Consider the following 13,787-nt stretch of genomic DNA (forward strand, 5'->3'; position numbering starts at 1 on the left):
ACTTTCTTTTCAGTCTCTTTGCCTAATTACGAAATGGCTCAATGCCCAACCGCTAAAGGCTCAGGAAAGCTTGATGCCATATGCTTTTCTAAGGTGCTTTGCGGTAATGCTCCTTGTAAATGGCTCCAAGGCAGAACCCGATCGACTGTCCAACGATCGAAGACATAATCATTCAAATCCGGCAATTGCCCTTTCAATTCCTTAAACGCTCGCCGATAGCTGCCCAAGCTATCCCCGTAATGGCGCGTCAATTCTAAAAGCTTCGACAATCGACGATCGCCGCGCGACAATAGCGCCTGAATCACAGACCAGTTATAGCTTTCAGGTCGAAAATCAATTCCATTCGATCGCAGTTGTTTCTGCAAACTTTGCAAGCGTTTCTCAGCTTGCGGATTCACGCCAAACCACTGAAATGGAGTATGAGACTTGGGCACGAACGTACTGCATCCCAAGGTTAATCGCAATCCAGGCGCAGCTTTTTTCAGCGATCGCATCATTGCGACTGTCTGTTCCACATCCGCAGATTCTTCTCCTGGAATTCCTACCATTCCGTAGAGTTTCAGCGAATTTAGCCCGCCTGCTTTCGCATTCACAGCCGCTTGGACAATCTCATCGGTTTCGAGTTTTTTATTGACAATTTTCCGAACGCGATCGCTCCCACTTTCGACTGCGATCGTGATCGATTTCGCATCATGTTTTACTAACGTTCGTGTTAGCTTTTCTGTCACCGTATTGGTGCGAACAGAAGACAGACTAATTCTCACATCATCAAATTGAGGTTGATTTAGATGATCTAATAAGCTTTCAAATTCGGGATGCTGAGTCACAGATGCGCCGAGTAACCCTAGGCGATTTGTAACTGTTAGCCCTTGCTCGATCGCGGGAATCAATGAATCCTCAACATCTGCAACTCGAAACGGCAAGGTTAAATAACTGGCTAAACAGAAGCGGCACATTTCTGGACAACTGCGCACTACTTCCACCATGAAAATATTTTCCCAAGCGGCTTTCTCAGTCACAACACTCGACGCAGAAAGAGTATTGCCTCGATAAGTCTGTTTCTGAACTTGCGCCGGAATTGTGGCATCGATCGGGGTAATTGATGCGATCGCACCATCAGGACTCTGATAGGTCACTTGGTACATACTCGGCACATAGATGCCTGGAACCCTTGCCAAGTGCTTTAACTGCGTGTCTCGATCGGCATGTCTGACTTCTTGATAAGCATGGACAAATGCATCGAGAAGAATTTCTCCATCGCCTAGCAAAAAGACATCAAAAAATTCTGCATAAGGTTCGGGGTTCGCCGTCAGCACGGGGCCGCCTCCGAATACGATCGGATGAGAATGACTCCGCTCTCGGCTCCAGATCGGAATCTCCAATGATTCCAAAACGCCCAGAATATTTACATAATCTAATTCCCAGGACATTGAGAATCCAAGCAATTCCGGATTCGCAGGCAAAGGCTCATGAATATCCGTAAACAGACGCGCAACATCGAGATCCGATCGCGCTGCAAGGGTTGCCCAAACAACTTGATATCCGAGTGAGGTAATGCCAACACTGTATTCGTTAGGAAAAGCAAAAATAAGCGGAATTGCGTCTGCTTGAGGAGTTGCAGGCGTGAATAAAAGGCGTTCGGATGAGAAAGGAGAAGTCACAGGCTGGGAGCTACGCGAAGAAAATTAGAATGATTACTGACTTCAGCCTAGCACCCAGTCTTTGAATATCGGGTCTAGGATTTATTGATGCGGATGGCAACAACAGTCGTACCAAAGGTATAGGTCGGACCATCTAGCTCGATCGTCGTTCCAACCTTGACCTTTTCACCTCCTAATACAGGAGTGCCATCTACGATTGGGACTTCATTCGTCAACGTCATCAGCATGTCATTCGTTAATGCCAATTCTGGACGCGGATCGGGAAATACCTTCAACGTTCCATCAGGCTGAGGCGTTGCCACTGTCCGAGGCAAAAATCTCAGTTCTTTGAGCTTGACACTGCCAGACGGCTGCTTTCGCACCAGAATGTTCGTCGTATCGCCAACTTTAATAAAGCTTTTAGGATTTGACGCGCTCAGTCCACGTACCACAACATCGACTTCTACAGGCTGTCTTGCGCCTTGTGCTCCTGCCCCTGTGGGTCCGGGATAGACAAAGATTCCAACCACCACCAGTAAAATTACTAGTGCTGCACCCACATCTAGGATGCTGATTTTCCCGAATAATCGACCTTGAGAATCCACAATAGCCATAGTTAAGATGTCTAGATGTCGTGTACGTTGTGTGTTTGCCATGCAACGCCTGTCAAGATTAGCATGACTCGACTCAGCCGTATCAGCAAATTTGTCGAAAATTTGCCTAAACGATGCAACTAAATCGAGTCGCGTTGCGTCCTACTGTTTAGCGCCTCACGCATTTTTCACGCTCTCCTATGATTACAAAAATACTGCGTCGCCGTTGGCTATATCCCGTTTTATCGATCGCGATCGCGGCTGGCATCTGTTTCGGTCAGCCCATGCTCGCACAAGCTATTTCTTGGACTGATCTGCTTCGAGGTGGGATTCAAATCATCCAAGCGAATCAACTGTCTCGATTGTCGGATAGTCAAGAAGTCGATTATGGTCGGCAAATTAATAATCAGTTAACGACTCAAGAAGTCCGACTGGTTAATGATCCGAAACTCACCGCTTATGTCAATGAAATTGGTCAAAGACTCGCAGCCAATAGCGATCGACCGAATATTCCCTATACGTTCCAAGTCGTCGATCAAAAGAGTATTAACGCATTTGCAACGATGGGCGGTTTTGTCTATGTGCATCGCGGTTTGTTGGATGCAGCGGATAATGAAGCTCAAGTCGCCAGCGTCATTGGACACGAAATCGGACATATTGCTGGAAAACATGCGCTCAACCAAATGCGCCAAACAGCAGTGCAGCGAGGGTTATTGGCAGCAGGGGGACTTGATCGTAGTACGATCGCAAATCTAGGGGTACAAGTCGCGCTGCGCTTGCCGAATAGTCGCCGCGATGAGTACGATGCGGATGCGCGAGGAGTTCGCATGATGGGACGGGCAGGATATGCTCAATCTGAAGCAGTCACCTTTATGCGCAAGCTGTTGAATTCTGCTTCACCTCCAACGTTCTTGGCAAATCATCCAGCCACGTCTGATCGCATCACTCGAATGCAACAACTGATTCGCCAAAATCCCGGTTCGGGAACGGCAGGACTTGATCCCGCAAGTTATCGGGCGCGGCTTCGATAGAAGTTTGAAAGTCTGAAAACGCGAGAGTAGCCGTTATACAGTCAATCTGATAAGGGGATAGAGATAGGAGGAAGATCCGAAATAGGATTGCTACTCCCCTCTCTCCATCTCCCTACTTCCCCATTTCCCAGCTTCGCAAAACAAATCCGCTGAACGATTACCGTTTTAAAACCTGCCGCCCTCTAGGCTGAGGTTCGATCTTGGTTGTGACCTCATCAAGCCCCAGTGTCCGCACCTGATTGGTATACATATTTGCCTGATGCACGATCGCATTATCGATATCTAAGGCAGTCAGCCAGCCGCTTTTAGGATGATATGCGCCTGTGTCAATGCCAAGCCATCCTTGCCCCTGAGCGATCGCTCCCGGTACAACGCCTTGAAAAGTAAAAGTGATCGTATGTCCAGTAATAATCACCTTGTCTGAGAAATAAGGTTGAGTCGAGCGATGAAACTCATCGCGAATCCAACAGAATTCAGCATATCCTTGCTGTTCGAGCGGCATTTCAGGATGGACTCCAGCATGAACTAGCCAGACATCCCCCAAATCTAAATAAGTCGGTAATGTGCGAATCCACTGCACATGCTCGACAAGCACGTCCATATCGGTATAACTTGCAACTGTTGCTCGTCCGCCACTTTGAAGCCAAGCCTGCAAAGCAGGTGCATACACTTGCCCATTGGGAAACGCTTCGAGGAGTAAATGCTCGTGATTTCCAAGTAAAGATTGGTAAGGACTGTTTTTAACAAACTCAATGACTTGATAACTTTGTGGACCTCGATCGATTAAATCCCCTAGAAAATAGACCTGATCCGACGCTTCCGGCGCGATGGTATCCAGCAAATTCATCAAGCCATCGTAGTGACCATGAACATCACCGATCACGATTCGACGGGTGGGTTGCTGACTCATGCGATCGTCCTTAGGAAACAGTAAGACTAGAAATTACACAGCAGAAACTGAGCATACGGATCTGAGCGTATGCCACAATTATGCCCTGTCCACTTCTAAAGTTGACTGAAATTTGACTGAAACGCGGATTTTCTATGGGAACTTTATCTTCCTAACGCCTTGATGAATTGTTGCAATCCGGCGAATAAACTTGGTTTTGCCGATTGACCTAATGCTTTGGCAAAAATTTCATCGAGTTTCTCAGAGTCAGGGCGATCGCGCTCCTCAGCAATCAGTTCATAAGTGCCATCAGGCGCATACCAGACTTGCCAAGGGGACGGATAGCAGCGAAAAATTGCGGATTGATCATCCAGCGGACGCAAATAATAACAAGGCTCGATCGTGTCTAAAAATCGCTGTCTCAGTTGCCGTCCTGCATAGCCAATGCCGATTGTTGCGACGTCTTCTAATCTTGGATTGAGCAGAATCACTGGGCGTTCTCCGGCGGCATTGCAAATTTGCTCGACTGGGGGAACTTCCACGGCACTCGGAGAAACAAAGACGTAAAGTTCGTCTTCGGGATCAACTTGTTCTGTAACGGGGGTCGTCTGCCGGGAGCCTGCAACATCTAAGCTGCGGATTTGGTGGGGTAAGTCGCCCCAATCTCGTTTTGCGAGTGCAGCAATCCCGGAGTCTGTGAAAAAGAGTTTCAGCCCTGCACCGCGATCGCGAAACATCGTAATGAATTGCTCTGCGATCGGCATTGGTTTCAACTCTGGAAACACGAGTTCGACTTGTAACCGGGTATAACCCGCTTCTAGAGCCGCTTGGGTAGCAATTTGGGCTTGCGCGATCGCATCTTCTAAGGTATCTGGCAATTCAGGCATAACGATTTTTTTAAACTGCAAAGTCTTATCGTACAATTCGGTCTAGTCTTAATTCTATCGGGAGCCGCAACGGATGCTGACTTCGACACGGGAACTCTTGGAAACGGCTCGCCGAAATATTTTTGCGATCGGAGCGTTCAATGTTTACAATCTCGAAGGCGTAAAAGCAGTGATCAACGCCGCAGAGATCAGCCGCAGTCCTGCCATGCTGCAATTACATCCAAGCGCTTTGAAATACGGCAGTTCTCCTCTAGTTGCTCTGTGCTTAGAAGCCGCAGAAGCTGCAACTGTGCCCATTTCAGTACATCTCGATCACAGTACTTCCGTGAAAGATATCGATCGGGTTTTGCAAGACGGTGTGCGCTCAATTATGGCGGATGGCTCGCCGCTTCCCTATGAGCAAAATCTAGAATTTACGCGCCATATGACGCGATTGGCTCATTCTTATCATGCGATCGTCGAAGCGGAGATTGGACGAATCAGCGGCACAGAAGACGGATTAACGATCGCTGAAAAAGAAGCAAAAATGACGGATCCTCAGCAAGCTGTCGAATTTGTCAAAGCGACGAATGTCGATGCTTTGGCAGTGACGATCGGGAATGTTCACGGGGAATATAAAAGTCCTCCCCGTTTAGATTTTCCGCGCTTAGAACAGATTCGGATGTTACTCGACATTCCTCTTGTTTTGCATGGTGCATCTGGGTTGCCTGCCGAGATGATCGCGCGCTCGATTCAGCTTGGGGTGTGTAAGTTTAATGTCAATACCGAAGTCCGGCAGGCGTATATGCAGGCACTCAAAGATGAGATTTGTGGGCAGCAGGAGAAGGACTTACTAGAAGTGACCGGGGAAGCGATCGCAGCTATGCAAGATGTGATTCTTGAGAAACTAGAATTATTTGGCTCTGTCGGTAAAGCTCATCTCCACGAGACTCCCTATGCTACGGTTTTGGCAGCAGCAGCCCACAGAAATTAATATTAATTGCCGTACAGACCGGATAAAGATTGACGCAATGGAGTCATCGAATCGACCGATCTCGCTTGCGAGTCAAAATTTGGTAGAGGCAAAAGAGCGGCAATGGTTCCCGTGATTGAGAGGAGCGCGAATAGCCGGATCAGCATCCGCCGATCAAAACGATGATGCATCATGAGCTTGCTGCGTAAACAACTTACAGGTTTTGCCTGTAAGTGTACCGTGCGATCTCGATCGTGAAAATTCGCTAAAAAAGGACAAATTATCAGCTTCGATCAACATTTGGAGCTAATGTGGTAGTCCTAAATCAGGTGGGGAGTGGGGAGTAGTTCTTTTGGTAGTTCCCTACTCCCTACCCCCTACTCCCCACTCTCTTGAGCAGTTACAACTCAACAAGATCGACATCGTTTGTCGTCGAAACCAGATCGCGATTACTAAGCAACCAATGATTGGCAAATTTGCCCTTCGAGTTCTTTTTCTCGCAGTTGCATCGCTTGAATCGATTGCACCAGGATTTCTCGATTGTTCAAGCCTTGTTCGCTCAGTTTGATCCAGCGTTGTGCCTCATTGCCTTCGCGGAGAATCTTCTTCACAGGCAGCAAGAAACAACTAAAGCCTGCTTTTTTCGCGATCGCAAACGTCTCAGCATACAGTTGCTCAATCCATTCACGCGCCAAAATCGGCTGTCCGTCTTGCCAATGTCTCAACTCTGCATCCAAACTGGATTTAGCTGCTGCTGCCTCATTCTCATTGGCAATTTCAACTAAATCTTCTGCATTCAACTTGCTCTGCTGCAACGGATCAAGACTGGGATCTGCAATCAATTGCTGCAGCCGAGCTTCTAACAATGCAGTCACTGCCAGCAACGCGATCGGATCAGAGACTAAATCACAAATTCTCAATTCTAAGCGATTCAAATTGTAAGGACGGCGATCACCGTTCGGACGCACCGCAGACCAGAGATGACGCACATTTTGCATCGTGCCGATCGCAATTTGCTCCTCTGTCCACCGAATAAAGTGAGCATGGCTTTCAAAGATTGGCACATGAGCAGGCGTTTTCGGAAACAGTCCCCAGCGCGTGGAATGATACCCCGTCATTTCGCCATTAAACCAAGGCGATGCAGCACTCAAGGCTAAATACAACGGCGCTTCCATTCTCACTAAGCGACACGCTCGCATCAATACTTCAGGATCACTGATGCCAATATTAATATGTACACTTGCAGTAACAACTTTTGTACCGTAAGTCTTCTCAATATAATCATGATAAGGATTGGCTGGATCAGATCGCCAAAACCGATCGCCCTGTCCTGCTAAGGGCAATGTACTTCCTGGAATTAAGGTGTAATCACCTTTTGACTTTAAAAATTGACGTAACCGCAGCCGAGGCGTGACCAAATCACACAGCGATCGCTCATATCGAAAACAAGGCGGGGTCGTGTATTCAACATTGCGGCTATCGGGTTCTCGGACAAACCCATCTAACGCCGCAACAATCTCATCAGACATCCCGACGACATCTCCTTGAGGTGTGCCGGTATAGACCTCAATTTCAAACCCTTTTGATAACATCACTGACTCCCAACTGGCTGTCGTCTCTTCTAGTATCCGAGAAAACCGATCATCTGCCACCGTCTGAAGAAATGCGATCGCACTCTTCTTACAAAAATCGATCAATCCTTCATATTTCTGGTGCATCGCTTTCCGAAATCTTGCGGTATATTTCAGTAGCCAATCCTGGGGAACTTGCATCTATCCAGGCTGGTCATTTTCGATTAGATACAAGGTCAATCCTGGCATTCACCCCCTTCCCTGTATAGAGAACATATGACACGTCTAGGCACTTCTAAAATTCTTGCGATCGCGCCCTTGGGCTTGATTTCCTTACTCTGGCTCGGTGGACAAACGGCGCTGAAAGCCCAAGTTACCCCACCTCCAGAAACGCTAACCGTTCCGCTCAACACTGTGGGGACGACAATCTTATACGTTAACCCTGCCAGAGGAACGGATCAAACCACTGCCGGGCGGACAGAGGCAGTTCCCTTCAAAACGCTGAAATTTGCCCTCGATCAAGCGACCGCAGGCACGATCGTTCAATTGGCTCCTGGAACTTACAATCTTCAATCTGGCGAAGTCTTTCCCTTGATTGTTAAAGCAGGGGTAACGGTTCGAGGAGATGAAGCAACCAAAGGTCAATCCACGATCATTCAAGGAGGGGGCGATATTATCAGTCGCTCTTTCGCAAAACAAAATGTATCGATGTGGTTGGCACAAGGGAGCCAGGTTCGCGGGGTGACGGTAACAAATGAAAACTCGCGTGGAACCGGAATTTGGGTAGAGGAAGGTAGCCCCACGATCTCAAACAACACGTTTGCCAATAGCGTTCGTGAAGGGGTCTTTATTACTGGGAATGCCAGCCCAACTGTAACGGACAATGTTTTTGTTAAAAACCAAGGCAATGGAATCTCGATTACGAGAGCTGCGAGCGGTCAAGTGAAGAACAATTCCTTTACTGAAACGGGATTTGGGCTTGCGATTAATGGAACAGCAACGGCGCTGATTGAAGGCAATCAGATCGTCAAAAACCGGGGTGGATTTGTGATTGGTGATTCTGCAAAACCCGTGCTCCGAGGCAATATGATTGCGGATAGTAGCGAAGATGGCATTGTAGTTCTTAGTAGTGCTCAGCCTGATTTAGGTACACCGGAAAGCCTTGGCAATAATACGATCCGCAATAGTAAAGGGCGCGATATTAACAATACGACTCAGAATGTTCTCACTGCGATCGGGAATCAGCTGGATCAGAAAAAGATTGCAGGTCTGATTAATTTTGCTCCTGGTGGCGCAATCGCTTTTTCTGATGTACAAGGACATTGGGCGCAGCAGTATGTCCAAGCTTTAGCATCAAGGGGGATTATTACGGGCTTTCCAGATGGCACATTCAAACCGAATGATCCGGTCACGCGTGCTCAGTTTGCCGCGATCGTGCTGAAAGCGTTTGCCCCTGCTCCCAAGAATGCCGCAGTCAACTTCTCAGATGTTTCTAGCAGATATTGGGGCTTTGCTGCGATTCAGTCGGCTGCGCGCGGTGGGTTTATGGCAGGATTTCCGGGTGGGACGTTCCGACCTGAACAACGGATTCCGAAGGTTCAGTCCTTAGTGGCTTTGTCGAATGGATTAGAGTTTGGAGCGGGTGATCCGTCGCTCCTGTCTCGCTTCCAAGATGCAGCTTCGATTCCAACTTGGGCAAGAAGTCCGATCGCGGCGGCAACTCAACGTCAAATCGTGGTGAACTATCCGACGGTCGGACAATTTAATCCCAATCGGGATGCAACTCGCGCAGAAGTTGCTGCATTTATCTATCAGGCGTTAGTGAGCGCAGGTAAGGCTGAAGCGATTTCTTCTCCCTACGTGGTGGGTGTTGCCCGTTAGATTTGAGTTCTGGCTATTTTGATGAACGATTCTCGAATCGAAAGAGCCAGACCATCAATGCAATTACGCCCAGTTGCAGGGCAAGATTTGGAAGTGCCGTTTCCAGATCTCGTCCTGCCAGCGTTTGGGCGAGAAAGACGAAAGCTCCAATCGCGCCTGAGCCACCAAATGCAATGTAGATAAATTTCCGCAATCCTCGATAAGGTGCAGCGGCTTCGGCTTTGAGCCGCGCATATTTTTCGGGATCGGATTGTCTCAGACGTTCGGATTGCTGGCTCATACAATAAGGGAGGATTTTTGTCGATCGTGACATGAGATGGAATTTTCTGCAATTTCTGTTTCAGAAACGAACGATTATCTGTTATACTGCATGAGGCCTTTTGCCGATGTAGCACAGTGGTAGTGCATTCGATTCGTAATCGAAAGGTCATGGGTTCAAATCCCATCATCGGCTTCCTAAGTAGATTGTTGAGCGACACATTATTTGACTGTGGCGACACATTATTTGTCAAAATAAAGATTGGACATTTAATTTGTCGTCTCAGTCCAGCACTTTATTCAGTTATTCAGCATTGCGCGATGTATTACGAATCGAATGCACCTTTCAACCCTCTCTGAAAGTTAGTTATTGAATAAGTTCAATAATTTCTGGAAGTCTTGGCGGAAACTCTGCAACCTACCCACATCTAAAATTTAAGAGGGCGATTGCGACGCAGACGAGCTAGTGATATTCAGTTGGATGCGGTTCTTCAACCCACCCATGTCTGGAGGGCGATTGCGACCACGAGCATGGATGCGACCGATTGCTGGAGCGGAACTTTCAACCCACCCATGTCTAGGAGGGCGATTGCGACGAGTTGGGCACGCTGAAATATCAGAAATTGATTGATCTTTCAACCCACCCATGTTCTAGGAGGGCGATTGCGACCTTCCTCAAGCGGAATTTGCTGATTAGGTTCAAGAATCCTTTCAACCCACCCATGTTCTAGGAGGGCGATTGCGACTCATCATGAGACTCATGAGACACAAAGCCCCCCTTGAATTTCAACCCACCCATGTTCTAGGAGGGCGATTGCGACTCCAGTGATTTGCACTAACCCGCGCCCTTTGTAGCGAACTTGAATTTCAACCCACCCATGTTCTAGGAGGGCGATTGCGACTCCCGCCGCCAAGAATTTCATTCGCGGCGATAAGTGGCAATTTCAACCCACCCATGTTCTAGGAGGGCGATTGCGACTCCTAGCGCCTAGAATCCTTTTGTTTAACAGCTTCTAAACTCTACTTTGGCGAACCTCTTATCCAAGTTCGATAAAGTAGTTCCTTGAAGCGTTGTCTAAATAGCACAGATTCGTACAACTCAATCGGGAAGAGGATTCAGCAATTTGGCGAACCTCCTAGGGATTTTGTCCTCGCTTTGGTTTGCCAAAAAATTGGAGAGGGTTCCTCCTTGCTCGGAGGCGATTCGGTAGCCGCCACAAGTGCATATCTGTACCACACTGTTGCCAGGGGTAGAGCGTTGCCTATCGTAATCGGGAGCGCACCTATGCTATACCTGAAGAACAGATATTCGTCAGATATGACTTCCCACCTACATACAGCTTTAACTGTGAGATGGCGACTCGAAGGCAGACAGCTACCAGGGTCGGAAAGCACGATCGTTTGACAACGATCAAACTGACCCACATTGTTCACAGTTCAGCGACTCAAAGAGCTTGAACTGCGGCGCTGTTAGTTTACATATTAACTTGTCTAGGTTCGGACGTACTAAAAACTTGGGTTAAGTTTTGGTGAGAGCACGGGAGTGATAAAGCCTAAAAATCTCATCTTATAAGAGCTTTAGCGAATCGATAGTTGTGACAAATAATGTGTCGAAGTAGTCAATTAATTTGCCGCTCAACAGATCACCTCAGCCAAAAGTATCGTGTCGAAATCGAGAAACGGACTTATTTCAGTGATGACGATGAAAGTTTGCTGGTCGGCATTCCTGATGTGGCAGTCGTGACAAGCAAAGTGGAGCCTATTTCCTCAACGGTTCAGTCTTCGCTATCTGTCTTGCCCGAAAGAGTGACCGTTCCCATTCTTGAAGAAGTGAACGAGCGGTATCTAGAGATTCGTGAGGTAGCAACGGGAACCGTCGTCACCGTTTTGGAGATTCTATCTCCAAAAAACAAGCGGATTGGGGAGGGAAGAATTGCCTATGAACGCAAACGAAATCAGGTGTTGGCGAGTGCGACGAATCTCGTTGAGATTGATTTACTCCGAGGAGGCAAAGCGTTTCCGATCGCGAGTCAACATCTTGGAGACTATCGAATTCTGATCTGTCGAGGTCATGAGCGTCCAAGAGGTGATTTGTACGCTTTCGGATTGCGTCAACCGATTCCAATCATTCCGATTCCGATCGTACCAGGTGAAGCGGAGCCAATGCTCAACCTACAAGCTTTACTGCATCGGGTGTATGACAAGGGACGGTATCAGTTAGCTATCGACTATACTCGTCAACTTCAGCCCAAACTGTCTGAATCAGACTGTCAGTGGGTAGAGACATTACTAAGATGCTAATGTGCTCACGATCGCATGAACTCTGTATGGACGAGTGAACTAAGAACAGTGCCAGAGGAGCAATTTGTTGTTTTACGAATATCAGCGAATCGGCAGGATTGGTTTCAGATTGGCAATCTACTGCAACTGACATTTGGTAAACTTTTACTTCTTGAAGTCAGTTGTTTAGTCTTTCAGGTTCGCATCATGAAGTTGTACGATCGCTTGATTCAAACCCAACGTCAACGCATTAGCGATGGTGCGATCGTGCCCATTTTAGACGGCTGTAACGCGCCTCGGCAACTGGTTTTGATTTGGTCGCAGTTGGGCGATTTCGATAACCTCGAATATGCTTGGTGGTTGAAGCGAGAGGCGGAAGTGCTGAGATCGACAGAAGTTGCAGTTCGAGCAGTGGGCATTGGAGATCGTGCTTCCGGCGAGAAATTCTGCGAATACACAGGTTTTCCTCCCGATTGTCTGTTTGTAGACCCTACTGCTGAACTCCACCAACAGCTTGAATTGTATTCGGGACTCTCGCTCAAGTTGCCATTGCTTTCGACAGAACAGAATGCCTGGTTCAATCTCCTGCTTATGTGTGCAGGCATTGGGAGTCCTGGAACTTTAACAGAAGTATTTCGGGGATATCGCGGAGATCGTACTGCACCACAGTTGATTGGCGATGATGAGACTGTAAAAGCTGCACCACTTCCGCCACTCAAAGGTTCTACTTTCCGGTGGGCAGGGGGTAGCGGTTTTCAACGTCCGTTTGAACTAGCAACCTTGCGACTTCGTAATATGACGGAAGTGCTGAGTCATTGGAAGACCTATGTGCCAAATTCTGCTTATCTGACTCAACGCGGGGCAACGTTCTTGTTTAATGCTCAAGGTGAGTTGTTGTATGAGCACCGCGATCGCGCAATTCTGGGTTTTGCGGCTCAGATGAATCAACCGCTCGCTTTTTTGGAGGAACTCAGTGAGTAAAGAAGAGGCACTTGCCAGGGTAGAAGCTGTATTTAATGCTGCATCAGATTACTTTGATGCGCCAGCGTTGTCGTTTTGGAATCGTTTTGGACAACAGACGATTAATCACCTTGCATTGCGACCAGGCGATCGTGTTTTGGATGTATGTTGTGGGTCTGGTGCTTCTGCGATTCCTGCGGCAGTTCGTGTGGGTTCGACAGGGCAAGTTTTGGGCATTGATATTGCAGAATCGCTCTTGCAATTAGCGCGTGACAAAGCCCAACAACAAGGATTGGAAAATATCAAATTTCAGGCTGGAGATTTTGAGACGTTGGGATTCCCGGATGAAAGTTTTGATGCGATCGTGTGTGTATTCGGAATCTTCTTTGTTCCAGATATGCAGGCGGCTGTTCGAGAGCTTTGGCGGATGCTGCGTCCAGGTGGAAAACTTGCGATTACTTCTTGGGGAGAGCGAGTGTTTGAGCCTGCGAATCGAGTGTTTTGGGATGCGATTGCAGTGGAACGCCCGGAATTAGTCAAGTCCTTCACGCCGTGGGATCGAATTCGTTGCCCTGATTTGCTCAGAGGTCTACTAGAAGAAAGTGGTGTAACTCAGATTGAGGTGTTCACTGAAATGGGAACCCACAATTTAACGACACTTGAAGATTGGTGGACGATGTGTTTGGGTGGGGGCTACCGAGGGACGATCGATCAACTCGATCCAGCTGCTAAGGAACGAGTGCGACAAGCCAATCTGAATTTTTTACAAACTTATCAGGTTCATGCATTAGAAGTTGATGTTCTGTATGCGATCGCGCAGAAATAAGAAGTTTAATTGATTCGAC

General features: G+C 47.8%; 13 protein-coding genes, 1 tRNA gene and 1 CRISPR repeat array. Of the genes, 7 read left to right on the forward strand and 7 right to left on the reverse strand.

Going from position 1 to position 13,787, the window contains the following annotated elements; all coding sequences use genetic code 11:
* Positions 1 to 38 precede the first annotated feature (38 nt).
* Both J0L70_RS22735 and J0L70_RS22740 read right to left on the reverse strand, forming a co-directional pair.
* The gene (locus J0L70_RS22735) at positions 39 to 1,661 is read right to left on the reverse strand and encodes a B12-binding domain-containing radical SAM protein (RefSeq protein WP_287455949.1); all 1,623 of its coding nucleotides are present in this window, start codon (positions 1,659 to 1,661) and stop codon (positions 39 to 41) included.
* Between the two features lie 74 nt (positions 1,662 to 1,735).
* Complete coding sequence (locus J0L70_RS22740; protein ID WP_017285725.1) at positions 1,736 to 2,254, reverse strand: DUF4330 domain-containing protein; 519 nt, start codon at positions 2,252 to 2,254, stop codon at positions 1,736 to 1,738.
* A 179-nt stretch (positions 2,255 to 2,433) separates the two neighbouring features.
* Here J0L70_RS22740 and J0L70_RS22745 point away from each other — a divergent pair, with 179 nt between their 5' ends.
* Positions 2,434 to 3,264, forward strand: coding sequence for a M48 family metallopeptidase (locus J0L70_RS22745; RefSeq protein ID WP_036044316.1), 831 nt, complete (start codon positions 2,434 to 2,436; stop codon positions 3,262 to 3,264).
* A 157-nt stretch (positions 3,265 to 3,421) separates the two neighbouring features.
* On the opposite strand, the gene J0L70_RS22750 is transcribed toward J0L70_RS22745, so the two are convergent.
* Both J0L70_RS22750 and J0L70_RS22755 read right to left on the reverse strand, forming a co-directional pair.
* Positions 3,422 to 4,174 carry a metallophosphoesterase family protein gene (locus tag J0L70_RS22750; protein WP_287455950.1) on the reverse strand — a complete coding sequence of 251 codons (753 nt, stop codon included), beginning with the start codon at positions 4,172 to 4,174 and terminating at the stop codon, positions 3,422 to 3,424.
* 143 nt (positions 4,175 to 4,317) lie between these two features.
* Positions 4,318 to 5,040, reverse strand: coding sequence for a DUF1995 family protein (locus J0L70_RS22755; RefSeq protein WP_017285722.1), 723 nt, complete (start codon positions 5,038 to 5,040; stop codon positions 4,318 to 4,320).
* A 73-nt stretch (positions 5,041 to 5,113) separates the two neighbouring features.
* On the opposite strand from J0L70_RS22755, the gene J0L70_RS22760 reads away from it, so the two are divergent.
* Positions 5,114 to 6,013 (forward strand): class II fructose-bisphosphate aldolase, encoded by a 900-nt coding sequence (locus J0L70_RS22760; RefSeq protein WP_190650924.1) that lies wholly within the window; start codon positions 5,114 to 5,116, stop codon positions 6,011 to 6,013.
* A gap of 2 nt (positions 6,014 to 6,015) precedes the next feature.
* On the opposite strand, the gene J0L70_RS22765 is transcribed toward J0L70_RS22760, so the two are convergent.
* Both J0L70_RS22765 and gshA read right to left on the reverse strand, forming a co-directional pair.
* Positions 6,016 to 6,186 carry a hypothetical protein gene (locus tag J0L70_RS22765; protein WP_154660817.1) on the reverse strand — a complete coding sequence of 57 codons (171 nt, stop codon included), beginning with the start codon at positions 6,184 to 6,186 and terminating at the stop codon, positions 6,016 to 6,018.
* Between the two features lie 258 nt (positions 6,187 to 6,444).
* Positions 6,445 to 7,764: a glutamate--cysteine ligase gene (gshA, locus tag J0L70_RS22770; RefSeq protein WP_017285719.1), complete on the reverse strand. Its 1,320-nt coding sequence runs from the start codon at positions 7,762 to 7,764 to the stop codon at positions 6,445 to 6,447.
* A 75-nt stretch (positions 7,765 to 7,839) separates the two neighbouring features.
* Here gshA and J0L70_RS22775 point away from each other — a divergent pair, with 75 nt between their 5' ends.
* Positions 7,840 to 9,444 (forward strand): DUF1565 domain-containing protein, encoded by a 1,605-nt coding sequence (locus J0L70_RS22775; RefSeq protein WP_017285718.1) that lies wholly within the window; start codon positions 7,840 to 7,842, stop codon positions 9,442 to 9,444.
* A 13-nt stretch (positions 9,445 to 9,457) separates the two neighbouring features.
* Here the strand turns inward: J0L70_RS22775 and J0L70_RS22780 are convergent, their stop codons facing one another.
* On the reverse strand, positions 9,458 to 9,757 hold the full coding sequence (locus J0L70_RS22780; RefSeq protein ID WP_353736657.1) for a DUF3493 domain-containing protein: 300 nt from the start codon (positions 9,755 to 9,757) through the stop codon (positions 9,458 to 9,460).
* Positions 9,758 to 9,826: 69 nt separating this feature from the next.
* On the opposite strand from J0L70_RS22780, the gene J0L70_RS22785 reads away from it, so the two are divergent.
* The 4 genes from J0L70_RS22785 (at position 9,827) to J0L70_RS22800 (ending at position 13,768) form a co-directional block, all read left to right on the forward strand.
* Positions 9,827 to 9,898 (forward strand) — tRNA-Thr (locus tag J0L70_RS22785).
* A gap of 437 nt (positions 9,899 to 10,335) precedes the next feature.
* Positions 10,336 to 10,683: a CRISPR direct-repeat array (repeat unit 39 nt; unit sequence TTTCAACCCACCCATGTTCTAGGAGGGCGATTGCGACTC).
* Between the two features lie 624 nt (positions 10,684 to 11,307).
* Entirely contained in the window at positions 11,308 to 12,003 is a 696-nt protein-coding gene (locus tag J0L70_RS22790; protein WP_287455951.1) for a DUF4058 family protein, read from the forward strand.
* A gap of 15 nt (positions 12,004 to 12,018) precedes the next feature.
* Positions 12,019 to 12,963 carry a peroxiredoxin-like family protein gene (locus J0L70_RS22795; protein WP_287455952.1) on the forward strand — a complete coding sequence of 315 codons (945 nt, stop codon included), beginning with the start codon at positions 12,019 to 12,021 and terminating at the stop codon, positions 12,961 to 12,963.
* Positions 12,956 to 13,768 carry a class I SAM-dependent methyltransferase gene (locus J0L70_RS22800; RefSeq protein ID WP_287455953.1) on the forward strand — a complete coding sequence of 271 codons (813 nt, stop codon included), beginning with the start codon at positions 12,956 to 12,958 and terminating at the stop codon, positions 13,766 to 13,768. Before J0L70_RS22795 ends, J0L70_RS22800 begins: the two co-directional genes overlap by 8 nt.
* Positions 13,769 to 13,787 lie beyond the last annotated feature (19 nt).

This window comes from Leptolyngbya sp. UWPOB_LEPTO1 (assembly GCF_017302695.1).
Classification (GTDB): Bacteria; Cyanobacteriota; Cyanobacteriia; order Leptolyngbyales; family Leptolyngbyaceae; genus Leptolyngbya; species Leptolyngbya boryana.